General features: G+C 73.0%; 19 protein-coding genes. 7 read left to right on the forward strand and 12 right to left on the reverse strand.

Annotated features, from left to right (window positions below; genetic code table 11):
* The first annotated feature begins 53 nt into the window (after window positions 1–53).
* The 5 genes from G407_RS31615 (at window position 54) to G407_RS0107550 (ending at window position 4,564) form a co-directional block, all read left to right on the forward strand.
* Window positions 54–1,352 carry a L,D-transpeptidase family protein gene (locus G407_RS31615; RefSeq protein WP_156917496.1) on the forward strand — a complete coding sequence of 433 codons (1,299 nt, stop codon included), beginning with the start codon at window positions 54–56 and terminating at the stop codon, window positions 1,350–1,352.
* Window positions 1,353–1,427: 75 nt separating this feature from the next.
* On the forward strand, window positions 1,428–2,129 hold the full coding sequence (locus G407_RS31620) for a lytic transglycosylase domain-containing protein (protein ID WP_156917497.1): 702 nt from the start codon (window positions 1,428–1,430) through the stop codon (window positions 2,127–2,129).
* Window positions 2,130–2,288: 159 nt separating this feature from the next.
* Complete coding sequence (locus G407_RS32030; RefSeq protein WP_029030325.1) at window positions 2,289–2,738, forward strand: hypothetical protein; 450 nt, start codon at window positions 2,289–2,291, stop codon at window positions 2,736–2,738.
* Window positions 2,728–3,294 carry a PIN domain-containing protein gene (locus tag G407_RS26330; RefSeq protein WP_052341069.1) on the forward strand — a complete coding sequence of 189 codons (567 nt, stop codon included), beginning with the start codon at window positions 2,728–2,730 and terminating at the stop codon, window positions 3,292–3,294. The genes G407_RS32030 and G407_RS26330 overlap by 11 nt, the downstream gene beginning before the upstream one ends.
* 55 nt (window positions 3,295–3,349) lie before the next feature.
* Complete coding sequence (locus tag G407_RS0107550) at window positions 3,350–4,564, forward strand: multidrug effflux MFS transporter (RefSeq protein WP_029030326.1); 1,215 nt, start codon at window positions 3,350–3,352, stop codon at window positions 4,562–4,564.
* On the opposite strand, the gene G407_RS26335 is transcribed toward G407_RS0107550, so the two are convergent.
* The 6 genes from G407_RS26335 to G407_RS0107580 all read right to left on the reverse strand — a co-directional run bounded on the left by G407_RS26335 (window position 4,558) and on the right by G407_RS0107580 (window position 12,469).
* Window positions 4,558–6,756 carry a PBP1A family penicillin-binding protein gene (locus G407_RS26335; RefSeq protein ID WP_084327376.1) on the reverse strand — a complete coding sequence of 733 codons (2,199 nt, stop codon included), beginning with the start codon at window positions 6,754–6,756 and terminating at the stop codon, window positions 4,558–4,560. The genes G407_RS0107550 and G407_RS26335 overlap by 7 nt on opposite strands.
* Before the next feature lie 101 nt (window positions 6,757–6,857).
* Window positions 6,858–7,841 carry an ABC transporter substrate-binding protein gene (locus G407_RS0107560; RefSeq protein WP_029030327.1) on the reverse strand — a complete coding sequence of 328 codons (984 nt, stop codon included), beginning with the start codon at window positions 7,839–7,841 and terminating at the stop codon, window positions 6,858–6,860.
* Window positions 7,842–7,880: 39 nt separating this feature from the next.
* Entirely contained in the window at window positions 7,881–8,651 is a 771-nt protein-coding gene (locus G407_RS0107565) for an ABC transporter permease (protein WP_245259040.1), read from the reverse strand.
* Window positions 8,648–9,397 (reverse strand): tRNA (guanine(46)-N(7))-methyltransferase TrmB, encoded by a 750-nt coding sequence (gene trmB / locus G407_RS0107570; protein WP_084327382.1) that lies wholly within the window; start codon window positions 9,395–9,397, stop codon window positions 8,648–8,650. The genes G407_RS0107565 and trmB overlap by 4 nt, the downstream gene beginning before the upstream one ends.
* A 71-nt stretch (window positions 9,398–9,468) precedes the next feature.
* A complete protein-coding gene (gene serA, locus G407_RS0107575; protein WP_029030330.1) occupies window positions 9,469–11,085 on the reverse strand; it encodes a phosphoglycerate dehydrogenase in 1,617 nt (538 codons plus the stop codon).
* 211 nt (window positions 11,086–11,296) lie between these two features.
* Window positions 11,297–12,469, reverse strand: coding sequence for a phosphoserine transaminase (locus tag G407_RS0107580; RefSeq protein ID WP_029030331.1), 1,173 nt, complete (start codon window positions 12,467–12,469; stop codon window positions 11,297–11,299).
* A gap of 225 nt (window positions 12,470–12,694) precedes the next feature.
* Here G407_RS0107580 and G407_RS32725 point away from each other — a divergent pair, with 225 nt between their 5' ends.
* The gene (locus G407_RS32725) at window positions 12,695–14,962 is read left to right on the forward strand and encodes a putative bifunctional diguanylate cyclase/phosphodiesterase (RefSeq protein WP_052341071.1); all 2,268 of its coding nucleotides are present in this window, start codon (window positions 12,695–12,697) and stop codon (window positions 14,960–14,962) included.
* A 60-nt stretch (window positions 14,963–15,022) separates the two neighbouring features.
* Here the strand turns inward: G407_RS32725 and G407_RS0107590 are convergent, their stop codons facing one another.
* From G407_RS0107590 to amaB, 5 genes are all read right to left on the reverse strand, one after another.
* Window positions 15,023–16,705: a thiamine pyrophosphate-binding protein gene (locus G407_RS0107590; protein WP_029030332.1), complete on the reverse strand. Its 1,683-nt coding sequence runs from the start codon at window positions 16,703–16,705 to the stop codon at window positions 15,023–15,025.
* Window positions 16,706–16,925: 220 nt separating this feature from the next.
* Window positions 16,926–18,116: a CaiB/BaiF CoA transferase family protein gene (locus G407_RS0107595; RefSeq protein ID WP_425337486.1), complete on the reverse strand. Its 1,191-nt coding sequence runs from the start codon at window positions 18,114–18,116 to the stop codon at window positions 16,926–16,928.
* Entirely contained in the window at window positions 18,113–18,538 is a 426-nt protein-coding gene (locus G407_RS26345) for a hypothetical protein (RefSeq protein WP_052341072.1), read from the reverse strand. The genes G407_RS0107595 and G407_RS26345 overlap by 4 nt, the downstream gene beginning before the upstream one ends.
* A 40-nt stretch (window positions 18,539–18,578) precedes the next feature.
* A complete protein-coding gene (locus G407_RS0107605) occupies window positions 18,579–19,799 on the reverse strand; it encodes an acyl-CoA dehydrogenase (RefSeq protein ID WP_029030334.1) in 1,221 nt (406 codons plus the stop codon).
* 199 nt (window positions 19,800–19,998) lie between these two features.
* Entirely contained in the window at window positions 19,999–21,525 is a 1,527-nt protein-coding gene (gene amaB / locus G407_RS0107610) for an L-piperidine-6-carboxylate dehydrogenase (protein WP_029030335.1), read from the reverse strand.
* Between the two features lie 90 nt (window positions 21,526–21,615).
* Between amaB and G407_RS0107615 the strand changes: the two genes are divergently transcribed.
* Window positions 21,616–22,542, forward strand: coding sequence for a LysR family transcriptional regulator (locus tag G407_RS0107615; protein WP_052341073.1), 927 nt, complete (start codon window positions 21,616–21,618; stop codon window positions 22,540–22,542).
* 19 nt (window positions 22,543–22,561) lie between these two features.
* Here the strand turns inward: G407_RS0107615 and G407_RS0107620 are convergent, their stop codons facing one another.
* The gene (locus G407_RS0107620; protein WP_029030337.1) at window positions 22,562–23,656 is read right to left on the reverse strand and encodes a thiohydantoin desulfurase; all 1,095 of its coding nucleotides are present in this window, start codon (window positions 23,654–23,656) and stop codon (window positions 22,562–22,564) included.
* Window positions 23,657–23,660 lie beyond the last annotated feature (4 nt).

Below are 23,660 nucleotides of genomic sequence, written 5' to 3' on the forward strand. Positions count from 1 at the left end.
CGCGACGCGCCGTGGACGAGGTGCGCCGACGGGCGCGAGGAAGTGGGGACCCCATGGTGAGAAGAGCCGCTCTCGTGGCCGCGCTGGCGCTGGCGCTGACCGCCTGCCAGGAGCGTACCGTCTCGTCGAACAAGCACCTCCAGCCGATCCCGCCGCAGACGCTCGCGCTGATGGCGTCCAAGGGCATGGACGAGGACGACCCGATCCTGGTGCGGGTCTTCAAGATGGAGTCCGAGCTCGAGGTCTGGAAGAAGGGCCGGGACGGCCGCTACGCCCTCCTCGACACCTACCCGATCTGCCGCTGGTCCGGCCAGCTCGGCCCGAAGATGCGCGAGGGCGACCGGCAGGCGCCGGAGGGCTTCTATGCCGTGTCGCCGGCACTGATGAACCCGAACTCGAGCTTCTATCTCTCCTTCAACACCGGCTTCCCGAACGAGTTCGACCGCGCGAACGGCCGCACCGGGTCGTTCCTGATGGTGCACGGCTCGTGCACCTCGCGTGGCTGCTTCGCCATGACCGACGAGGCGATCGGCGAGGTCTACGCGCTCGCGCGCGAGGCCTTCGAGGGCGGCCAGCGCGCCTTCCAGTTCCAGTCCTACCCGTTCCGGATGACGCCCGAGAACCTCGCCCAGTCGCGCTACGACCCCAACATCGCCTTCTGGCGCAACCTCAAGGAAGGCTGGGACCATTTCGAGGTGACGCGCCTCGAGCCGTCGGTCGAGGTCTGCGGCGGGCGCTACTCCTTCGGCACGCGGAACTGCACGCCGGCCGACCCGACGGTGACGGCAATGGTTCGCGCACGGGCGCAGGCGGACGAGATCGAGGTCGCCCGGCTGATCGAGTCGGGCGAGCCGGCGGTGCGGGTCGTCTACGAGGACGGCGGCGGCCATCCCTCCTTCGGCCTGGCCAACGCCCGCGAGATGGACGTCGCGAGCGCCACCGCCTTCGCGGCGCTCGACGCCGGGCGCAACCGCAACGACGACCGCCTCGGCATCGTCAGCCGCCCGGAGGCGCTCGCCGCCGGGCCGCGGCTGGTGCCGGTCGATTCCCGCGGGCGCCCGCTCGAGGAGGCGACGCCGACCGCGGTCGCGGCGCAGACGAGGCCCGCCGCTCCCGCAGCCGCCCCGGTGGCGACCGCGAGCGTGCCCGCGGCCGCGCCGCAGGCGCCCGCCGAGGCCCGCGAGCCGTTCTACGCCCGCATGCTCGGCGGCCTGTTCTCGACCCTGCCGCTCGGCGGCACGCCTGCCCCGCGCGACCCGGCGACGGCACCGGTGCCGCCGCAGCGCGGCGCGTCGGTCGCCCCGGGCACGCAGCCGCTGTGGCCGTCGTCGGGCTATTCCTCGCTCGACTGATCGGTCCCGCCCTGGACCCGCCGGCATTGCGCACCTACCCTTCCGGGAGCCGATCGCTTCCGGGAGGGTTTTTTCATGGGTCCTGTGCGCCTGCTGATCACGTTCCTCGGCCTCGCGCTCGGCGTCGCGTCCGCGGCACCGGCGGCCATGGCCCTCGACCTGCCCGCGCCGCCGCCCGCCGCATCGCCGCCCACGACCGAGGACGTGCTCGCCGCCACGCTGGAGGAGGCGCTCGCGGTCAGGGGCCGCGAGGCGCACCTCGCGCTCGTCGGGGCGGAGGCACGCCGCAACGGCATCCCGGTCGCGCTCGCCGAGGCGGTGGTCACCGTCGAGAGCGCCTGGGACCCGGCGGCGCTCGGCGCGCTCGACGAGGTCGGCCTGATGCAGGTGCGCCCCGGCACCGCCGCGATGCTCGGCTTCCGAGGCAGCGTCGAGGGCCTGAGGCTGCCTGCCAACAACGTGCGCTACGGCGTGCGATACCTCGCGCAGGCGTGGCGGCTGGCCGACGGCGACCTGTGCACCGCCCTGATGAAGTACCGCGCCGGCCACGGCGAGACCCGCATGAGCGCGCGCTCGGTGGCCTATTGCGTGCGCGCCATCGCCCACCTGAAGCAGATCGGCTCGCCCCTGGCCGACGCCGAGGTCCCCCAGGCCGTCGCCGTCGCCCGACGCGGCGGGGGCGGCGGGTACGACGCCGCGCTCTGGCGCCGCCACCGGGAGCGCATGCAGGCGATCGAGAGCAGGCTGCCGAGCTCGGCGTTGTCGATTGCGCGATAGCCCGCAGGCGCCGTTCTTGATTGCACATGCGGTCATCGGTATCGTAGGCGCAGCCGGGACGTGAACCCGAGCCGGCTGCGCGAATGGCGGGTGGCTCGCGCGCCTCGCGCCGCGTTGAAGGCGTCCTGCATGTCGTCTATGGTCGAAAAGGGGTCGGGGATGTCCGAGGAGATCGCCCTGCATCATCGGATACCGGACGACGAGCGACCGGCCGTCGAGGCGTTGCGTCTCGCGCTTCGCCAGGGCACGGCAAGCAGCGTTCGCCTGACGATCTCGGACGACTCTACCCAGAGCTTCGTCGTCCCTCCGAGCACGATGGCGGTCCTGTCGGAGCTGCTCGACCTGCTGGCGACGACGGGGCAGGCCACCGTGATCGACGAGGATCGGGAAATCGGCCTCGACGAAGCAGCGCACCTGCTCTCCATGTCGCGGGCCATGCTGGCGCATCGTCTCGCCCGCGGCGACGTTCCCCACGTCCGGACGGATGAGGCGTACCGGCTCCGGCTGTCGGATGTCCTCGCCTTTCGCGAGATCGAGACGGCGCAGCGGCGTGCGCTCGCGGAGCTCGGAGTTCTCACGGACGAGGCGATGCGTCGCGATGGCGGCTGAGGTCCCCGTCGTCGTCTACGACGCCAGCGTCCTCTTCCCCTTCCAGACCGCTCACATCCTCACCTTCACCGCGCAAGCAGGCCTGGTCGACGCGTATTGGAGCGCCGACATCGAGCGCGAGTGGGTCGAGCGGGCGATCGCGAAGGCGGCGGGATCGGACAGGCGCAGCATCGAGGCCCGCCGGGACGCCATGAACCGCGCGCTTCCGGGCGCGCGAGCCGTCGGGTACGAATCTCTGGTGCCGACCATCGCCTTCGCCGATCCCGACGACCGCCATGTCGTCGCAGCGGCGATCGCCTGTGGGGCACGGATCATCGTCACCCGCGATCGCCATTTCACCGCGGCGAGCCTGGCTCCGTTCGCGCTCGCGGCGATCGACCCGGACGCGCTGCTCGGCTGCCTGCTCTCGTGCGTCCCGGACCTGATGCTGGAGGTTGTCGACGCGGCGCGGCGCGCGCTCTCGCGCTCGCGTCCCTCTCCCGAGGCGTATCTGGAGATTCTCGCCGGCGCGGGGCTGCCGTCCTTCGCCGCCGCCCTGCGCGCGCACCGTCCCTGACCGCCCCGGCGTCTGCGCGCGAGACAGGCGCCGCGCGAGGCTTTACAGCGGGGGCATGCGTCACGCCCGCTTCCTCCTGCGTCCCGACACGCTCGGCCTCACCGCCACGCTGGCGATGCTGACGTCGCTCGGGCCGCTGTCGACCGACATGTACCTGCCGGCGCTGCCGGCGATCGCGCAGGCGCTCGAGGCCACGACGCCGCAGACCCAGGCGACGCTCTCGGCCTTCCTCGTCGGCTTCGCCTGCGGGCAGTTCCTCTACGGGCCGCTGTCGGACCGGATGGGAAGACGGCCGCTCCTCGGCATCGGCCTCGCGCTCTTCCTCCTGGCGACCCTCGCCTGCGCCCTGGCGCCGACGATCGAGGCGCTCTCGGCCGCGCGCTTCGTCCAGGCGCTCGGTGCGTCCGGGCCGATCGTGCTCGCCCGCGCCATCGTGCGCGACCTCTACGACGGTCCGCGCGCGGGGCGGGAGCTCTCGCGCATGGGCTCGATCATGGGCCTCGTGCCGGCGATCGCGCCGATCCTCGGCGGCCTGATCTTCGCCGCGCTGGGCTGGCGGGCGATCTTCGGGGCGAGCGCGCTCGGCGGCCTCGCCCTAGCGGTCGTGGTGGCGCTCGCCCTGCCGGAGACGCTGCGGGCGCGCGACCCGAGCCCGCTCTCCCTCGTCTCGATCCTGCGCGGCTTTCGCGACCTGCTGCGCCATCCGAGCTACCGCGTCTACGTCGCGCTCAACACGCTGACCTATTCCGGCCTGTTCGCCTTCATCTCCGGGTCGAGCTTCGTGCTGCAGGGCGTCTACGGCCTCTCGGAGCTGGCCTTCGCCTTCTCCTTCGCGACGATGGTGGTGGGCTACATCGGCGGCACGCTCCTGGCGCAGCGCCTCGTGCCGGGCCGCGGGCTCGACGGCACGATCGTGGTGGGGCTCGCCGCCCAGGCCGCCGGCGGGGCGGCGATGCTGGCGCTCGCGCTGGTCGGCACGGGCTCGTCGCTCGAGATCACCCTGCCGATGGCGCTCTACGCGGTGGGCGTCGGGCTCACCATGCCGCAATCGATGGCGGCGGCGATGCAGCCCTTCCCGGAGCGGGCGGGTACCGCCTCCTCGCTGATGGGCATCTGCCAGATGTCGGTCGCGGCGATCGTCGGCATCGGGCTCGGCGCCGCCGTGGCGACGACGCCGCTCGCGCTGCCGGGCGCGATCGCGGTGCTCGGCGCGCTCGGCTGCGGCGTGTTCGTGCTCTCGCGCGGCGTGCGCGGTGCGGCGCCTCAGTAGATCCCGAAGATCCGCTCGATGAAGCCCGGCTCCGTCGGGCGCTGCCAGTCGGAGTTCTCGTTGGCCGGCGGCGCCACCGGGCCCTGCGCCACGGGCGCGTTCCACAGCTGCGTCGGCCCCTGCCAGACGCCGCCGCCGGGCAGCGCCACCGGCGTCTCGCCGGCGAGCGCCGCGTTCATCGTGCGGCTCCAGATCGTCAGGGGCAGGTTCCCGCCCGAGGCCCGCCGCGTCGGCGTGCCGTCGTCGTTGCCGACCCACACGCCGGTGACCAGCGCGCCGGTGTAGCCGACGAACCAGGCGTCGCGGAACTCCTGGCTCGTACCGGTCTTGCCCGCGCCGGCCCAGCCCGGCAGCTCGGCGCGCCGGGCGGTGCCCATCGTGAAGGTCTCGTGCATCATGGCGTTCATCATCGCCACGTGCTCGGGCTCGACGACGCGGCCGAGCGAGAGGTCGCCGCGGCGGTAGAGCACCGGGCCGTCGGCGGCGTGGATCTCGGAGATGACGTAGGGGATCACCCCCTCCCCGCCATTGGCGAAGGCGGCGAAGGCGCCGGTGAGCTCGAGCGGCGTCACTTCCGAGGTGCCGAGCGCGATCGTGGCGTTCGGCTCGAGCGGCGAGGCGATGCCGAGCCGCTGGGCCACGCGCACCACCTCGCGCGGGCCGACCTCGGCGGCGAGCTGCGCCGCGATCGTGTTGAGCGAGAGCGCCAGCGCCTCGCGCAGCGTCACCGGACCGCGGAAGTCGCGCGAGTAGTTCTCCGGCGACCAGTTGCCGATCGTCACCGGACGGTCCTCGCGGATCGTGTCGGGGGTGAGCCCCGCCTCCAGCGCCGCGAGGTAGACGAAGGGCTTGAAGGCCGAGCCCGGCTGGCGGCGCGCCTGGGTGGCGCGGTTGAACTGGCTCGCCCGGTAGTCCTTGCCGCCGACGAGCGCCACGATGGCGCCGTCGGGCCGCATGGTGACGACGGCGCCCTGGGAGACCCCGTAGGTGCCGCCCTCCTCGGCCAGCGTCGCGGTGAGCGCCTGCTCGGCGGCCGCCTGCACGTCCGGCGCGATCGTGGTCATCACCACGATGTCCTCCTCCACCGTGCCGACGAAGTCGTCGAGGACGTCCATGATGTAGTCGGCCGCGTAGTTCGCCGTGCCGCTGCCCTCCTGGCGCACCGCCTCGGCGGGGCGCGAGAGCGCGGTGACGAGGCGGGTCTCGTCGATCAGGCCCTCCTCGCGCATGGCGCGCAGCACCACCTCGGCGCGCGCCTTGGCGCCCGACGGGTTGCGGGTCGGCGCGAGCCGCGAGGGCTGCTGCACCAGGCCGGCCAGCATCGCGGCCTCCGACAGCGTCACGTCTCGCGCCGACTTGTCGAAGTAGCGCCGCGCCGCCGCGTCGACGCCGTAGGCGCCGGCGCCGAAATAGACGCGGTTCATGTACAGCTCGAGGATCTCGGCCTTCGAGTAGGTCCGCTCCAGCCAGAGGGCGAGGATCGCCTCCTGGATCTTGCGCGAGATCGTGCGTTCCTGGGTGAGGAACAGGTTCTTGGCGAGCTGCTGGGTCAGCGTCGAGCCGCCGTGCAGGCCGCTGTCGCCGCGCAGGTTGGTCACCAGCGCGCGGGCGATGCCCTGCGGGTCGACGCCCCAGTGCGACCAGAAGCGCCGGTCCTCGATCGCGACGAAGGCGTCGGGGAGGTAGTCCGGCAGCTCCTCGTAGGGCACGTTCGAGCCGCCGGTCTCGCCGCGGTTGGCGAGGAGGGTCCCGTCGGCGGCGAGAACGGCGATGTTCGGCGGGCGCTTGGGGACCTCGAGCTGGTCGATCGGCGGCAGCTGGGTGGCGTGGTAGGCCACGACGCCCGCCACCGCGATCAGGGCCCAGATGCCGAGCACGAAGGTCGAGTAGACGAGATGGCCCAGGAGCGAGCGCCGACGGCGCGGCCGTCCGCCACGCCCGCCGCCGGAGCCGCCGCGCGGGGCGTTGCGACCACCGCCGCGGCCGGGAGCCGCCGCGCCGCGGCGCGGGGGGCTCTTCTTCGCGGCCGGCGCCTTGGCGGCGGCGCCGCGGCTGCGGGCGGCCTTGCGGGCCATCTCGCTGCCTCCTCCGGCGCGGTCTTGCGGGGAGAGACGGATGTCGAGCGCGTCCGCTGCCGGCATATCGAAGGTCGGCTCGCGCCGTCCCCGCCGTCCTCGGTCGTTACCGTCCATGCCGCCCTCGCTCCCCGCGGGCTCGACGCCCGCTGCCTCGCGCCCCGTGTGCGGACCTCCTCAAGAGGGATAGATTGTGGCAGTTTAACGGGGCATGAACGCTATTGGGCTGCTGCCTCCCCGGCCGCGGGCTGCGCAACGTAGTCCGACAGCGGCGCGACCTCCTCGATCAGCCCGCGCTCGCGCATGAACTCGGCGAATCGGGCGTAGCGCGCCGGGTCGAGCGCGGCCGGGCTCGCCTGGAAGCGGCGCAGCGTGTCGTCCCAGGCCGCGCGGTTGAGCGCGTCGTCCGCCTTCGGGTAGGCGGCGGCGAAGGTCTCCCAGCTCTGGTCGGGGTGGTTGAGCAGGTGCACCGTGGCGCGCTCGACCGCCTCGAGGAAGCGCGCGAAGACCGGCTCGCCGGCCCGGTCCGCCCGCACCACGTAGATCAGCTCGTCGTAGGGCGGCACGCCGTGCTCCTCGGGGAAGAAGGCGCGGCCCTGCGAGCCCTGGAGCTCGAGCTCGGTCAGCTCGAAGTTGCGGAAGGCGCCGATCACGGCGTCGACCCGCCCGGCCATCAGCGCCGGCGACAGGGCGAAGTTGACGTTGACGAGGGAGACGTCGTCCAGCGTGAGCCCCGCCTCGTCGAGCATGGTCGCGAGCAGCGCCTCCTCGAAGCCGGCCACGGAATAGCCGATGGTCTTGCCCTCGAGGTCGGCCAGGGTCTCGATCGGCCCCTGTGCCAGCACGACGAGGCTGTTGAGCGGCGTCGAGACGAGCGTGCCGATGCGCAGCAGCGGCAGCTCCTCGGCCACGTGCAGGTAGAGGCTCGGCTGGTAGGAGACGGCGACGTCGCCCTGGCCGGCGGCGACGAGGCGCGGCGGCGCGGACGGGTCGGCGGGCTCGATCAGCGTGACGTCGAGCCCCGCCTGCTCGAAGAACCCCATCTCGCGGGCCACGACGAGGGGCGCGTGGTCGGGATTGACGAACCAGTCGAGGAGCACGGTCAGCGGCTCCGGCGCCTGGGCGCGGCTCTCGGTCGCGAGGCCGAGGGAGGCCGCGAGGCCCAGCGAGGCGGCGAGGGCGAGCGCGAGGGGGCGTTGCATCGGGGGAGTCCTTTCTTGCCGGGCCGCGACGCTGCGCGCTCAGCCCGGGAGGGTCTCGGGCGCCCAGTGCAGGGCGCGGGCGACGGCGAGATCCATAGCCTTCCAGAGCGCGAGCGCGAAGAGCATCAGCACGATCAGGCAGGCGAAGACGAGATCGGTCTGCGCGCGCGCGTTGGCGTGGAGCATCAGATGCCCGAGGCCGGCGGCGCTGCCGACCCACTCGCCGACGATGGCCCCGATCGGCGCGACGCCGGCGGCGACCCGCAGCCCCGCGCCGAGCGAGGGCAGGGCCGCCGGGGCGCGAATCAGGAAGAGGATGCGCAGCGGTCCCGCGCCGTAGAGCCGCGCCAGCGCGACGAGGTTCTCGTCGGCGCGGCGCAGCCCGTCGTAGAAGGCGCTCGCCACGGGGAAGAAGATGATCAGCGCCGCCATCACCACCTTCGGCGCCAGCCCGAAGCCGAGCCAGGTGACGAGGAGCGGGGCGATGGCGAAGACCGGGATCGCCTGCGCCATCGGCAGGACCGGGCCGATCACCGCCCTTGTGCGGGCGGAGGCGGCGATGGCGAGCGCGGCGACGACGCCGACGCTCACGCCCACCACGAGCCCGGCGAGGGTCTCCGTCGCGGTGACGAGCGCGTTGTCCAGGATCAGCCCCGCCCGCGCGGCGAGCGTCGCCGCGATGCGGCTCGGCGCCGGCAGCACGAAGGCGGGCACGGCGAGGAGGCGCACGGCGAGCTCCCACACGCCCAGCACCCCCGCCGCGACGGCGAGCCGCGCGAGCACGGCGCGCAGGGCGGCGGCGATGGTCACACCGCGACCCGCTCGAAGGTCAGGTAGCTCGGCACCCGCCCCTCGCGGATCGCCTTGGCCTCGTAGCGCGTGCCGGGCCAGCCAGGATAGGGCGTGCGCCAGTCATCGGCGCGGCGCGCCGTCCAGGCGAGGCGCGGCTCGGCGGCGGCGCGCACCAGCGTCCAGCCGACGTAGTCGTCGATGTCGCTGGCGAAGCGGAAGATGCCGCCGGGCTTCAGCAGCCGGGCGATCTCGGCCAGCGTCCGCGGCGAGACGAAGCGGCGCTTGCGGGTGCGCCGCTTCGGCCACGGGTCGGGGTAGAGCAGGTAGACCGCATCGAGGGACGCGTCCGGCAGGGCCGGCAGGAGCAGGGCGGCGTCCTGGTCGAAGAGCCGCACGTTGGCGAGGTCGTCCTCGTCGATGGCGGCGAGCATCTTGGCCATGCCGTTGACGAAGGGCTCGACGCCGATGAAGCCGGCGGCGCGATCCTCCCGCGCCCGGTGCGCCAGGTGCTCGCCGCCGCCGAAGCCGATCTCGAGCACGATCCGTTCGGGGGCGTGCGGGAACAGCGCGGCCGGATCGGCGAACGCTTCCGGATGCGCGCGCGGGTCGGGCAGGAGCCGCTCGGGCAGGAGCGTTCCGAGCCGCGCCTCCTGGCCCGGCCGCAGGCGCTTGCCCTTGCGCCGGCCGAAGAAGGCGCTCGCGGAACCGCTCGCATCCGCGATGTCGGGCGCGTCGGCGTCGGCTTCGGTGGTCTCGCGGGTCATGATCTCGTTCGCATCGGCGCCGCCCACGCGGCAGCGCCGACCCTTATACGGCTTCGCGCCGCGAGAACAGGTCAGAACGCGATCGCGCGGGCGCGCTTCACCTGCGGGATCGCCTCGATCCGGTCGAGCAGCTCCGGCGAGGGCTTCTGGTCAACGGAGACGAAGCAGATCGCGTCGCCGCCGGGCCTGTCGCGGCCGAGCGAGAAGGTGGCGATGTTCACCCCCGCCTCGCCGAGCGCCATGCCGAAGGCGCCGATGAAGCCCGGCTCGTCGGCGTTGCGCACGTAGATCATGTTCTGCGCGAACTCGGCGTCGACATCGATGTCGCGGATCTCGACGACGCGGGGCTTGCCGTCGTGGAACACGGTGCCCGACGCGTAGCGCGGCATGTCCTCGGCGTCGATGGTGATGCGCACCAGGCTCTCGTAGTCGCGCTGCGGGTTCTCGCGGGTCATCTCCTCGACGACGATGCCGCGCTCGCGGGCGACGATCGGCGCCGAGACCATGTTCACGTCCTGCAGCATCGGCTTCAACGCCCCCGTCACCGCCGCCGCCGTGAGCGCGCGGGTGTTCATGCCCGCGACCGCGCCCTCGTACTCGATGCGCACGCCCTTGATCGGCGCCTCGGTGAGCTGGCCGAGGAAGGAGCCGAGCTTCTCGGCGAGCGCGACGAAGGGCCTCAGCCGCGGGGCCTCCTCGGCCGAGATCGACGGGAAGTTCACCGCGTTCTCGACGCCGCCGGTCAGCAGGTAGGTCGACATCTGCTCGGCCACCTGCAGCGCCACGTTCTCCTGCGCCTCGGTGGTCGACGCGCCCAGATGCGGCGTGCAGACGACGTGCGGGTGGCCGAAGAGCGGGTTCTCGGTTGCCGGCTCCTGGGCGAACACGTCGAAGGCGGCGCCGGCGACATGGCCCTCGTCGAGCAGCTCGCGCAAAGCGGCCTCGTCGACGAGCCCGCCGCGGGCGCAGTTGACGATGCGCACGCCCGGCTTCGTCCGCGCCAGCGCCTCGCGGGACAGGATGTTGCGGGTGCGATCGGTGAGCGGCACGTGCAGCGTGATCACGTCGGCGCGGGCCAGCAGCTCGTCGAGCTCGACCTTCTCGACCCCGAGCTCCAGCGCCCGCTCGGGCGACAGGAACGGGTCGAACGCGATCACCCGCATGTGCAGGCCGATGGCGCGGTTCGCCACGATCGAGCCGATATTGCCGCAGCCGATCACGCCGAGCGTCTTCGAGGTGATCTCGACGCCCATGAAGCGGTTCTTCTCCCACTTTCCGGCCTGCGTGGAGGCATCGGCCTGCGGGATCTGGCGGGCGAGCGCGAACATCATGGCGATGGCGTGCTCGGCGGTGGTGATCGAGTTGCCGAAGGGCGTGTTCATCACGATCACGCCCCGGGTCGTGGCGGCGGGGATGTCGACGTTGTCGACGCCGATGCCGGCGCGGCCGATCACCCGAAGGCGCGTCGCACGCTCGAGCAGCTTCGGCGTGACCTTGGTGGCCGAGCGGATGGCGAGGCCGTCGTAGTCGCCGATGATCTCGGCGAGGCGGTCCTTGTCCCGGCCGAGGTCGGGCTGGAAGTCGACGGCGACGCCGCGATCCTGGAAGATCTTGACGGCAGCGGGGGAGAGGGCGTCGGAGACGAGGACGCGCGGGGCGGAGGACTTGGCGGACGAAGGTGCGGACATGGGTCGGCGCTCCTGCGGGAATGGACGTCTGTCGGAATGCGGGTGCGGCGGCGGAGCCTTTCCTTCCCTGTAGGGGAAGGTGGCTCGCCGCGAAGCGGCAAGACGGATGAGGCGCGCCGCAGGCGCGATCCGCGAAGCGGATGCCCGGAACGGACCCCACCCCTGGTTCGCTTCGCGAACCATCCCCTCCCCTACAGGGAGGGAGAGGAGGTCACGCGACGAGCGCCGCCTTCTCTTCCTCGAAGGCCCAGTCGAGCCAGGCGGTGAGCGCCTCGAGGTCGGCGCGCTCGACCGTGGCGCCGCACCAGATGCGCAGGCCCGGAGGCGCGTCGCGATAGGCGCCGATGTCGAAGGCGACGCCCTCGCCCTCGAGCCGGGAGACCATCTTCTTCGCCAGCGCCGCGACCGCCTCCTGGCCCAGCGCGACGATCTCGGGATCGTCGATCGTCAGGCACACGGAGGTGTTCGACAGCGTGGCCGGATCGCGGGCGAGGTTCGCCACCCAGTCCGCGCGCGCCACCCAGTCGTGGATCGTCCCGGCATTGGCGTCGGCGCGGGCGACGAGCCCGTCGAGGCCGCCGATCGACTTGGCCCAGGCGAGCGCGTCGAGATAGTCCTCGACCGCGAGCATGGAGGGCGTGTTGATGGTCTCGCCCTTGAAGATGCCCTCGATCAGCTTGCCGCCCTTGGTCAGGCGGAAGATCTTCGGCAGGGGGCGGGGCGGCTTGAAGCTCTCGAGCCGGGCGACGGCGCGGGGCGAGAGGATCAGCATGCCGTGGGCGGCCTCGCCGCCGAGCACCTTCTGCCAGGAGAAGGTGACGACGTCGAGCTTGTCCCAGTCGAGCCGCTGCGCGAAGGCCGCGGAGGTCGCGTCGCAGATCACGACGCCCTCGCGCTCGGCGGGGATCCAGTCGGCGTTCGGCACGCGCACGCCCGAGGTGGTGCCGTTCCAGGTGAAGACCACGTCGCGGGTCGCCGCGTCGACCTGCGACAGGTCGGGCAGGAAGCCGTAGTCGGCGGTGATCACCCGCGCGTCCTCGAGCGCGAGCTGCTTCACCGCGTCGGTGACCCAGCCCTCGCCGAAGCTCTCCCAGGCGAGCATGTCGACGCCGCGGGCGCCGAGCATGGTCCACATCGCCATCTCGACGGCCCCGGTGTCGGAGGCCGGCACGATGCCGATGCGGTAGTCGTCGGGAACCCGCAGCACCTCGCGGGTGAGGTCGATCGCCTGTGCGAGCTTGGTCTTGCCGACCTTGGCGCGGTGGGAGCGGCCGAGCGCCGCGTCCTCCAGGGCCTGGAGGGTCCAGCCGGGGCGCTTGGCGCAGGGGCCGGACGAGAAGTAGGGCGCGCGCGGGCGCGCCTCGGGGGCGTGGTGTCGTGTCATCGCGGTGTCCATCCTTCCAGATGGGCGCCTCTCGGTGGGGAGAGGTGTCCCGCCGACGGGTATGCGCCCGCCGGGCGGAACGGTCAAGCCGTGCGGTTTTCCCGATCTGGATCGCACCCTGCAGCGACGTTAATTCACCTTTGCTAAAGAACGGTCCGGCATCCTACGTAGGTCGTCACCACTGCACGGCCGCAACCAGCGCTGCACGGTACGGGGGAGTTGCTGATGAAGGCGCGTCGCGAGCCGCATGCCGACGAGGCCGACGGAGCCACGGTGCGGGCGGTGCTCGAAGGGGTCGGAGACGGGGCGGGAGACGAGAGGCGGATGACGCGGGGTGTCGCAGGGCGCGAGTCCGCACCGCACTTCGGCACCCACGACGCCGTGATGGCGGCGCTCGACCGTCAGGCGATCGTCGCCGAGACCGACGCGCGGGGCGTCATCACGCGGGTGAACGCCGCGTTCTGCAGGATCAGCGGCTACTCGGCCGACGAGCTGATCGGCCGGACGCACCGGGTGCTCAACGCGCGGGCCCATCCCCCCGGGTTCTTCGCCGCCCTGTGGCGGACGATCGCCGAAGGCGGCATCTGGCACGGCGAGATCTGCAACCGCCGCAGGGACGGCGCGCTCTACTGGGTCGACACGACGATCGTGCCCCGCCATGGCCCCACGGGCCGGATCGCCGGCTACCTCTCGGTGCGCTACGACATTACCGAGCGCAAGCGCACGGAGGCGGCGCTGGCCGAGGAAGTGCGCCGGCGCACGGCGGCGGAGACCCTCCTGCGCGAGGTGATCGACGCGGTGCCCGCCGGCATCGCCGCCTTCGATCCGCAGGATCGGCTCGTCCTGTCGAATGGCGCCTTCCGGCGCCTGCTCGGGCTCGGGCCGGCGACCGCGATCGAGGGGCTCGACTTCCGCGAGATCGTCACGCGGGCGGCCGCGCAGGGGCGCTTCCTCGATGTCGGCCGCACGCCCCAGGCGGTCGAGGCCTGGCTCGACGGCCTGATGCGCGAGCGGGTCCGGCCGGGCCGGCGCCGGCTGCGGCGGCTCGCGGACGGGCGCTGGCTGCAGATCCGCGAGCGGCGCTCGCCGAGCGGGCACCGCGTCAGCATCGGCACCGACGTCACGGCGCTCAAGCGCGCCGAGCTCGCCGTGCGCGAACGGGCCGAGCGCGATCCGCTCACGGGGCTCCACAACCGCGCCGCCTTCGGCGAGCGGCTGGAACGCCTCGTCGGGCCGGGCCCGCGGGCGCGCCCGGGGGCGCTCGCCATCCTCGACCTCGACGGCTTCAAGAGGGTGAACGACAGCTTCGGCCACGACGTCGGCGACGGGCTGCTGCGGGAGGTCGCGCAGCGGCTCGCCGCGTCGATACGGCCGGGCGACGTCGTCGCGCGGCTCGGCGGCGACGAGTTTGCGATCCTGATGCCGGGCATTGCTAGCGAGGCGGCGCTCGAGCGGCTGCTCGCGGGGGTGCTGGAGCGTCTCGGCCTGCCGGTGGAGACCACCGGCCGGGCGCTGTTCCCGCGCGCCAGCGTCGGCTGCGCCTTCTTCCCCGAGCACGGCGCCTGCGCGCGCGAGGTGCTGAAGGCGGCCGATCTCGCGCTCTACGACGTCAAGGCACAGCGCCGGGCCGGCGCGCCGCGGGCCGAGGCCCCGGGCGGCTCGGCGCGGGTCTACGCGCCGGCGCTGGGCGAGCGCGAGGCGCGTCGCCAGGGTCTGGTCTCGGGACTGCGCGAGGCCCTCGCTGGACACGACATCTCCGTGGCGCTCCAGCCGCAGGTGTCCCTCGCCGACGGAACGCACGAGGGCTTCGAGGCCCTGGCGCGCTGGCGCCGGGCCGGCGCCTTCGTGCCGCCGAGTCTGTTTATCCCGGTGGCGGAGGACGCGAACCTCATCGGCGCCGTCGGCGCCGTCGTGCTCCACGAGGCGCTCGCGGCGACGCGTCGCCTCGTCGACGCCGGGCTCGAGCCGGGGCGGATCGCGGTCAACGTCGCGGCGGCGCAGCTGCGCGATGCGGGCTTCGTCGACCTCGTCGCCGACGCGCTCGCGCGCCACGGGCTCCCGGCGAGCCGGCTCGAGGTCGAGATCACCGAGACGGTGCTGCTCGACCGCGACGCGGGCACCATCGTCGCGGCACTGGAGCGGCTGCGCGGCATGGGCGTGGGGATCGCGCTCGACGATTTCGGCACCGGCTATGCATCGCTCTCGCATCTCAAGCGCTTCCCGGTCGACCGCCTGAAGATCGACCGCAGCTTCGTGGACGGCATCGACCGCGACGACGGCGCGCGCGCCCTCGTCTCGGGCATCGTCGGGCTCGCCCACGGCCTGTCCCTCGGCGTCGTCGCGGAGGGGATCGAGACGCCGCGGCAGCGCGCCATCCTCGCGGGCATGGGCTGCGACGTCGGGCAGGGCTACCTTTTCGCCGTGCCCCTCGCGCCGGAGAACGTGGCGGACTACCTGCGCCGGGCAGGCCGGGCAGCAGGCGCCGGAGGATGAGCCGGCGGCGCGATCGCCCCGGGTATCGGTGAGTTCGGGCCGCCGCGCCGGCGGCGGTGCTCACCGGCGCCGGGAGAGGGCCGCCTGGCGCAGGCCCGTCAGCGTCGCGGCCGGCGTGATCGTCTCCGGGTCGATGAGGAGGTGCAGGATCGCCGGCTTGCCCGAGGCGATCGCCCGCTCGAGGGCGGGCGCGAAGTCCTCCGTGCGCGTCACCGTCTCGCCGTGGCCGCCGAAGGCGCGGGCGTAGGCGGCGAAGTCGGGGTTCTGGAGCGCGGTCGCGACCACGCGGCCGGGATATTCCCGCTCCTGGTGCATGCGGATCGTGCCGTACATGCCGTTGTCGACGACGACGACGAGGATCGCGAGGTCGTGCTGCACGGCGGTGGCGAATTCCTGGCCGTTCATCAGGAAGCAGCCGTCGCCGGCGAAGGCGACGACGGTACGCTCCGGGTGGACGCGCTTGGCAGCCACCGCGGCGGGCACGCCGTAGCCCATCGAGCCCGAGGTCGGCGCGAGCTGCGTGCCGTAGCGGGTGAACGCGTGGAAGCGGTGGATCCAGGTGGCGTAGTTGCCGGCGCCGTTGCACAGGATCGCGTCCGCCGGCAGGACCTCGCCGAGGTGCGCCATAACGGCGCCCATCTGGAGGTCGCCGGGATGCGTGATCGCGCGCGGGTCGGACCATGCGACGTAGGCCGCGTGCGCCTCGTCGGCCGCGCCGGCCCAGGGGATCGTCGTCGGCGGCTGGACACCCTCCAGCGCGGCGGAGAAGGCGCTGGGCGCGGCGTTGATCGCGAGCCGCGGCCGGTAGACGCGCCCGAGCTCCTCGGGGTCCGGATGAACGTGGACGAGATCGACGCCGGGATCCGGGATACCGAAGAGCTCGTAGGACTGGCTCGGGATCTCGGAGAGCCGCCCGCCGACGGCGAGGACGAGGTCCGCCTCGCGGATGCGCGCCAGGAGCTGCGGGTTGACGCCCAGCCCGAGGTCGCCGGCGTAGCAGGGATGGTCGTGGGGAAACAGCATCTGCCGGCGGAACGTGCACGCGACCGGCAGCGCGAAGCGCTCGGCGAAGCGCACGAAGCGCTGCACGGCCGCCTCGTTCCAGCGCGCGCCGCCCAGCAGCGCGATCGGCCGCTTCGCCGCCCAGAGCAGCTTCTGAAGCTCCGCCATCTGCGACAGGCCCGGATGCGTCTCGACGACGACGTGGGGCGGCGCGTCGGCGACGGCCGCCTCCTCGGTGAGCATGTCCTCGGGGAGCGCGATCACCACCGGGCCGGGCCGGCCGGAGGTGGCGACGTGCCAGGCGCGCGAGACGATCTCGGGGATGCGCGCGGGGTCGTCGATCTCGGTCGCCCACTTGGCCATCGTGCCGAACACGGCGCGGTAGTCGAGCTCCTGGAAGGCCTCGCGCTCCTTCATCACGCGCGCGACCTGGCCGACGAAGAGGATCATCGGCGTCGAATCCTGGCGGGCGATGTGCAGCCCCGGCGAGGCGTTGGTCGCGCCCGGCCCGCGGGTGACGAAGCAGATCCCCGGCTTGCCGGTGAGCTTGCCGTGAGCCTCCGCCATCATCGCCGCCCCGCCCTCCTGGCGGCAGACGGTGAGCGCGACGTCCGCGTCGTGCAGGGCATCCAGCGCGGCGAGGTAGCTCTCGCCGGGAACGCAGAAGACGTGCGACGCGCCGTGGACCCGCAGCTGATCGACGAGGATCTGCCCGCCGGTGCGGAGGGGATGGGTGGTCATGAGGTCACTCCCGAGCGGGGTTCGAACAGGGCCGGCACGCTCCGGCCCCATCGGGGCGGGGACGGCGAGCGGAGCGAGCCAGGGGCGGGGTCCCATGGCGCGACGCGTGGAATTTCGGCTTCGCCGAAGCGCGCCTCGCGGCGCACCCCCTCCGTCTCGTCGCCTGCGGCGCCGATCCACCTCCCCCTATGGGGGAGGAGCGGGAGGCTGGCGTCCGGCGTCATCCCCCGGCTCCCCAGGCTGGGTCGGCCAGGACCTCGTCCGTATGCGCCCCGAGCCCCGGAGAGGCTCGGCCGGACGCCTGGGGCGCGCCGTCGAGCACGATCGGGGAGCGCACCGACGGCACGCTGCCGCCGGCGACGTCGGGGGCCGGGAGGTCGAGGCGCATGGCGCGGGCGATCACCTGCGGGTCGGCGAAGACGTCGGCGACATTGTTGATCGGGCCGGCGGGGACGCCCGCCGCCTCGCAGGAGGCCAGCAGGTCGGCGCGGGTCTTGCGGGCGGTGAGGCCCGACAGGAGCGCGATCAGCACGCCGCGGTTCGCCACCCGGTCGCGGTTCGTGAGGAAGCGCGGGTCCTCGCCGAGCGCCGGATCGCCGAGGAGTGCGCACAGCCGGCGATACTGCCCGTCGTTGCCGACCGCGATGATCGCGTGGCCGTCCGCGACGGGGAAGACCTGGTAGGGGACGATGTTGGGGTGGGCGTTGCCCATGCGCGTCGGCACCCCGCCGGAGACGAGGTGGTTCATCGCCTGGTTCGCGAGCACGCTCACCTGCGTGTCGAGCAGCGCCATGTCGACGTGCCCGCCCTCTCCCGTCAGCTCGCGCCGGCGCAAGGCCGCGAGGATGCCCACCGTGGCGTAGACGCCGGTGAAGACGTCGGCGAAGGCCACGCCGATCTTCTGCGGCTCGCCGTCGGGCGCCCCGGTGAGGTCCATGATCCCGCCCATGCCCTGGATCATGAAGTCGTAGCCGGCGCGGTGGGCGTAGGGCCCGTCCTGGCCGAAGCCGGTGATCGAGCAGACGACGAGGCGCGGGTTGTGCGCCCTGAGGCTCGCGGCGTCGAGGCCGTACTTCACGAGCCCCCCGACCTTGAAGTTCTCGATGACGACGTCGGCGTGGGCGGCCAGCCGGCGCACCGTCTCCTGCCCCGCGGGCGTGGTGAAGTCGACCGCCACCGAGCGCTTGCCGCGGTTCGCCGCATGGAAATAGGCTGCCGCGTGCGGCGCGCCGTCGGCACCCGCGACGAACGGCGGCCCCCAGCCGCGGGTGTCGTCGCCCTCGCCGGGACGCTCGACCTTGACCACGTCCGCGCCGAGATCGGCGAGGAGCTGTCCCGTCCACGGCCCCGCGAGGATGCGCGCGAGCTCGAGGACCTTGATGCCGTGAAGGGGGCGCAGCGGGATGGTCACCTGAGCGGATCTCCGGTTCTCGATGGTATCGGACCGCGCGCCACGAACAGCGGCAGCAGCGCGAACGCCACCTGCCCGGCGAGCCCGAGCTGCGCGGGCAGCGTGGTGTAGGTCGCCCAGTGCGCGCCGGGCGTGCGCCCGAACAGGGCGACCGAGAGCCCCAGCTCCGCCAGGATCAGCAGCCCGAAGGCGAGCGTCCCCATGGCCGCCCGCGGCCCCAGCGCCGGCGGCACGGCGAAGCGGCGCACCAGCCGGCGCGCCGCGATCGCCGCGATCGCGAGGATCACCGGCAGCTCGACGATCACCGCGCCCACGTGCCCGAACGCCGGCGTCAGCACGAAGGCCCGCAGCGTCCCCAGCACGACGCCGGCGGCGAAGACCAGGGCGAAGTAGGCGAGGCCCGCGATGAGCGCGCGTCCCATAGCGTCCTCCCCACCAGCCTCCCCCGCGAGCCCGAGACGCTCAGAAGAAGGCCTGCAGCCCCGTCTGCGCGCGCCCGAGGATCAGCGCGTGGACGTCGTGCGTGCCCTCGTAGGTGTTCACCGTCTCGAGGTTCGCGGCGTGGCGCATCACGTGGTACTCCTCCATGATGCCGTTGCCGCCGTGCATGTCCCGCGCGACCCGGGCGATGTCGAGCGCCTTGCCGCAATTGTTGCGCTTGACCAGCGAGATCATCTCCGGCGCCACGCGGCCCTCGTCGAAGAGGCGGCCGACCCGCAAGCTCCCCTGGAGGCCGAGCGCGATCTCGGTCTGCATGTCGGCGAGCTTCTTCTGGACGAGCTGCGTCTGCGCCAGCGGCCGGCCGAACTGGACGCGCTCGAGCGTGTAGGTCCGCGCGCGGTGCCAGCAATCCTCGGCCGCGCCCATCACGCCCCAGGAGATGCCGAAGCGGGCGCGGTTGAGGCAGCCGAACGGGCCCTTCAGGCCCGACACGTTCGGGAGCAGCGCGTCCTCGCCGACCTCGACGCCGTCCATGACGATCTCGCCGGTGATCGAGGCGCGCAAGCTGAGCTTGCCGCCGATCTTCGGGGCGGAGAGGCCCTTCATGCCCTTCTCGAGCACGAAGCCGCGGATCTTGCCCTCGTGCGCCTCGGACTTCGCCCACACGACGAAGACGTCGGCGATGGGGGAGTTCGAGATCCACATCTTGGCGCCGTTGAGCACGTAGCCGGTCGCCGTCTTCTTGGCGACCGTCTTCATGCCGCCGGGATCGGAGCCGGCGTCGGGCTCGGTCAGGCCGAAGCAGCCGACCCACTCGCCGGAGGCGAGCTTGGGCAGGTACTTCTTGCGCTGGGCCTCGTCGCCGTAGGCGTAGATCGGGTACATCACCAGCGAGGACTGCACGCTCATCATCGAGCGGTAGCCGGAATCGACCCGCTCGATCTCCCGCGCCACCAGCCCGTAGGCGACGTAGCTCGCGCCGGCGCAGCCGTATTCCTCGGGCAGCGTGACGCCGAGGAGGCCCGTCTCGCCCATCTTGGCGAACAGCGCGCGATCGGTCTTCTCCTCGCGATAGGCCTCGATCACGCGCGGCTGGAGCTCGGCCTGCGCGAACGCACGCGCCGCGTCGCGGATCATCCGCTCCTCGTCCGTGAGCTGATCCTCGAGCAGGAAGGGGTCCTCCCAGGCGAAGGCGCCGGGATTCGGGGCGTCCTTGGGCGAGGTCTGGGCGAGAGCGGTCATGCGTGTCGTCCTCTTCGTACTGAGCCGCGCCCTGTCCTTCCCTGCAGGGGAAGGTGGCGGCGCGCGTGAGCGCGGTGACGGATGGGGCACGCCGGAGGCGTGTTCGGCGAAGCCGAAAGCCGCCGGTGGCGAGCCCTGGAGCCCTGCGGACCCCACCCTTCGCTCGCTGCGCGAGCGTTCCCCTCCCCGATGGGAGGGACTAGGCGTCGATGTCGAACTTCACGCCCTGCGCCAGCGGGAGCGTGGTGCCGAAGTTCACGGTGTTCGTGGCGCGGCGCATGTAGGCCTTCCAGGCATCCGAGCCCGCCTCGCGGCCGCCACCGGTCTCCTTCTCGCCGCCGAAGGCGCCGCCGATCTCGGCGCCCGACGGGCCGATGTTGACGTTGGCGATGCCGCAATCCGAGCCCGCGTCCGAGAGGAAGCGCTCCGCCTCGCGCATGTCCAGCGTGAAGATCGACGAGGACAGGCCCGCGCCGACCCCGTTCTGGAGCGCGATCGCCTCCTCGAACGTCCCGTAGCGCGTCACGTAGAGGATCGGCGCGAAGGTCTCGCGCAGCATCGGCCCCTCCTGGCGCGGCATCTCGACCAGCGCCGGGCGGGCGTAGACGCCCTCGCCGGGAACCGACGCGCGCCCGCCGCCGTGCACGGTCGCGCCCGCCGCCTTCGCCTCGGCGAGCGCCGCGTCCATGCCGGCGAGCGCGTCGGCGTCGACGAGCGGGCCGACCAGCGTGCCGTCCGTGCGCGGATCGCCGATGGCGACCGAGCCGTAGACCTTGGCGAGCTTGGGAACGAGCGCGTCGTAGACGCTCTCGTGGACGATGAGCCGGCGCAGCGTCGTGCAGCGCTGGCCGGCGGTGCCCATGGCCGAGAAGGCGACGCCGCGCAGCGTCAGGTCGAGATCCGCCGAGGGCGTGACGATCGCCGCGTTGTTGCCGCCGAGCTCCAGGATCGCGCGGGCGAAGCGCTTCGCGAGCCGCGGGCCGACGTCGCGGCCCATCCGCGTCGAGCCGGTCGCCGAGACCACCGGCACGCGATGGTCGTCGACGAGGATCTCGCCGACGTCGCGCCCGCCGATCAGGAGCGCGTGCAGGCCGGCCGGCGCGTCGTCCCCGAAGCGGGCGATGGCGCGCTCGAGGATGGCGGCGACGGCGAGCGCCGTGAGGGGCGTCTTCTCGGAGGGCTTCCACACCACCGGGTCGCCGCAGACGAAGGCGAGCGCCGCGTTCCAGGACCAGACCGCGACGGGGAAGTTGAAGGCGGAGATCACGCCGCAGACGCCCAGCGGATGCCAGGTCTCGGCCATGCGGTGATGCCGGCGCTCGGTGGCGACCGAGAGCCCGTAGAGCTGGCGCGAGAGGCCGACCGCGAAGTCGCAGATGTCGATCATCTCCTGGACCTCGCCCAGGCCCTCGGAGACGATCTTGCCGGCCTCGAGCGTCACCAGCATGCCGAGGTCGTCCTTGGCGGCGCGCAGCTCCTCCCCCAGGAGCCGAACCAGCTCGCCGCGACGGGGCGCGGGCACCTCGCGCCAGGCCAGGAACGCCTCATGCGCCTTGGCGATGATCTCGGTCGTCTGCGCGGGCGTGGTCTCGCGCACGGTGGCGATGCTCTCGCCGGTGATCGGCGAGCGTGCGACGATCCCCTCCTCGGCGAAGGACGCGGGAGAGACGCCGAGCCGCTCCAGGATGGCGAGCGCGTGGGGGCGGGCGGGCGCGAAATCCGTCATCATGGCCTCATCATCGAAACGGCCCGCAGGATCGGCCTTTTCGGTCGCGCGCGCAACCGATATGTTCTCACCACTTCATGAGGAGAACGCATGAACGAGAGCCTCGCCCCCCGCTCGCAGCCACCCTCGCAGGGGCCGTCTCACCTGCCGTCGCTGGGGGCGCTCGCGGCCTTCGAGGCGGCGGCGCGCCATCTCAGCTTCACCCGTGCGGCGGAGGAGCTCGCGCTCACCCAGGGTGCGGTGAGCCGCCAGGTGGCGGGGCTCGAGGCGCAGATCGGGGTGCGGCTGTTCGAGCGCGTGCGCCAGCGCGTGACGCTCACCGCCGCGGGCGCGGCCTACGCGGTCGAGGTCCGCGGCGCGCTGCGCAGCCTCTCGGCGGCGACGCTCAACATCATGGCCTTCCGCGGCGCGGGCGGCGTGCTCAACCTCGCGATCCTGCCGACCTTCGGCACGCGCTGGCTGATCCCGCGGCTGCCGCGCTTCACCGAGGCGCATCCCGGGGTGACCATCAACTTCGCCACCCGCGTGCGCCCCTTCGACTTCGCCCGGGAGGGCCACGACGCCGCGATCCACTTCGGCGAGCCGATCTGGCCGGGCGCCAAGCTGCACCGGCTGATGGGCGAGGAGATCGTGCCGGTGGCGAGCACCGCGCTGGTCTCGCGCCATCGGCTCGTCGAGCCCGCCGACGTGCTGCGGGTGCCGCTCCTCCAGCAGGCGACCCGCCCGCGCGCCTGGGAGCAATGGCTCGGCGAAGCGGGGCTCGATCCGGCGCGGGCGACGCCCGGGCCGCGCTTCGAGCAGTTCGCCATGGTGGCGCAGGCGGCGGTGGCCGGGCTCGGCCTCGCCATCGTGCCGCGCTTCCTCGTCGAGGACGAGCTGCGCGCCGGCGTGCTGGTGATCCCCTTCGACCGCCCGTCGCGCTCGCAGGAGGCCTACTGGCTGGTCTACCCGGAGGAGAAGGCGGCGCTGCCGGCGGTCGCCGCCTTCCGGGAGTGGCTGCTGGCGGAGACGGCGTGACGGCGCGCGGCCGCGCCGGTCACCGCCCGTCGAGCGCGTAGGACGCGATGGCGATGCCCATTGCCGTCTCCACGGCCGGGTACACCGAGGGGTCGAGCACACTCGACGCGAGCGGGATGACGGTCTTCGGCACCCGCAGCACCACGACCTCCATGCCCACGTGGAGCTGCCCCACCGAGAGCGGCTCCCCGGTCGGGTCGAGCGTGGTGATCACGTCGGGGAAGGTGGCGAGGCGGGCGCCGCCCGGGTCCTCCACCGCCATGTACTCGTTCATGACGTGAAGGATGCGCGCGTCGTCGCCCCCGCCGACCGTCACGGTGCCGATGTCGAACGCCTCGCTGGTGTAGGTCACCGCCTTCCGGGAGATCGTGCCGCGGGCGATGATCGCACCCTTCGTCGTCTCGACGATGGCGTCGATCACCGCCGCGCCGCCCCGGCGCTCGGCGGCGATGATCGCCTCGCCGAGCGTCAGCGCGAGCGAGATGCCGCCGAGCGCCGCGTTGGCGCGCACGTAGGAGGCGCGCACCGGGTTGCGGGCCGACGCGATGAAGCCGCCGGACTGGTCCGACGCCGTGCGCAGGATCGGCGAGACCTTGGCGGTCGCCCCGCGCACGACGAGCTCGATGTAGCGGTTCTCGGCGCGGTTGCCGCCCACCGCCGTCTGGATCATCGGCTCGGGCGAGCGGGCGAGCCCGATCGAGCCCATGTCGCCGGTCGGGTGCGCGCGCACGTCGCCGACCGCGTCCACCACCTTGGTGCCGAGGATGGCGGAGGGGAGCCAGGCGTTGAGCGTCGAGGAGCGGCCGTTCTGGCCGACGATCAGGCCGGCGATGGGCGCGCCGAGCGCCTCCTGCAGCAGTTGCACGGCCTTGACGTAGTCGACGCCGCGCATCTCCCAGGGCGTGGTCGAGGCCGGCGCGCCGATGGCGGCGGCGGTGGCGACCCAGTCGTCGGGATCGAGCTCGTCGATCCCGACGAGCTCCGGCTTGCCGATCGACACGGCCGCGTAGCCCAGCATGCGGCCGTGGTCGGCCCAGCCGCCGCCGCCGGCCGCGTAGACCGAGCCGCCCTTCACGGCGGCTTCGACGTCCTTCTCCCCGAGGATGCGGCCCATGGTG

This window comes from Salinarimonas rosea DSM 21201, assembly GCF_000429045.1.
GTDB lineage: Bacteria > Pseudomonadota > Alphaproteobacteria > Rhizobiales > Beijerinckiaceae > Salinarimonas > Salinarimonas rosea.

Bases quoted from the DNA above. Each gene is read 5' to 3' on its own strand.
- G407_RS31615 (WP_156917496.1), top strand. From the start codon at position 54: ATGGTGAGAAGAGCCGCTCTCGTGGCCGCGCTGGCGCTGGCGCTGACC.
- G407_RS31620 (WP_156917497.1), top strand. From the start codon at position 1,428: ATGGGTCCTGTGCGCCTGCTGATCACGTTCCTCGGCCTCGCGCTCGGC.
- G407_RS32030 (WP_029030325.1), top strand. From the start codon at position 2,289: ATGTCCGAGGAGATCGCCCTGCATCATCGGATACCGGACGACGAGCGA.
- G407_RS26330 (WP_052341069.1), top strand. From the start codon at position 2,728: ATGGCGGCTGAGGTCCCCGTCGTCGTCTACGACGCCAGCGTCCTCTTC.
- G407_RS0107550 (WP_029030326.1), top strand. From the start codon at position 3,350: ATGCGTCACGCCCGCTTCCTCCTGCGTCCCGACACGCTCGGCCTCACC.
- G407_RS26335 (WP_084327376.1), bottom strand. From the start codon at position 6,756: ATGGACGGTAACGACCGAGGACGGCGGGGACGGCGCGAGCCGACCTTC.
- G407_RS0107560 (WP_029030327.1), bottom strand. From the start codon at position 7,841: ATGCAACGCCCCCTCGCGCTCGCCCTCGCCGCCTCGCTGGGCCTCGCG.
- trmB (WP_084327382.1), bottom strand. From the start codon at position 9,397: ATGACCCGCGAGACCACCGAAGCCGACGCCGACGCGCCCGACATCGCG.
- serA (WP_029030330.1), bottom strand. From the start codon at position 11,085: ATGTCCGCACCTTCGTCCGCCAAGTCCTCCGCCCCGCGCGTCCTCGTC.
- G407_RS0107580 (WP_029030331.1), bottom strand. From the start codon at position 12,469: ATGACACGACACCACGCCCCCGAGGCGCGCCCGCGCGCGCCCTACTTC.
- G407_RS32725 (WP_052341071.1), top strand. From the start codon at position 12,695: ATGAAGGCGCGTCGCGAGCCGCATGCCGACGAGGCCGACGGAGCCACG.
- G407_RS0107590 (WP_029030332.1), bottom strand. From the start codon at position 16,705: ATGACCACCCATCCCCTCCGCACCGGCGGGCAGATCCTCGTCGATCAG.
- G407_RS26345 (WP_052341072.1), bottom strand. From the start codon at position 18,538: ATGGGACGCGCGCTCATCGCGGGCCTCGCCTACTTCGCCCTGGTCTTC.
- G407_RS0107605 (WP_029030334.1), bottom strand. From the start codon at position 19,799: ATGACCGCTCTCGCCCAGACCTCGCCCAAGGACGCCCCGAATCCCGGC.
- amaB (WP_029030335.1), bottom strand. From the start codon at position 21,525: ATGACGGATTTCGCGCCCGCCCGCCCCCACGCGCTCGCCATCCTGGAG.
- G407_RS0107615 (WP_052341073.1), top strand. From the start codon at position 21,616: ATGAACGAGAGCCTCGCCCCCCGCTCGCAGCCACCCTCGCAGGGGCCG.
- G407_RS0107620 (WP_029030337.1), bottom strand. From the start codon at position 23,656: ATGGGCCGCATCCTCGGGGAGAAGGACGTCGAAGCCGCCGTGAAGGGC.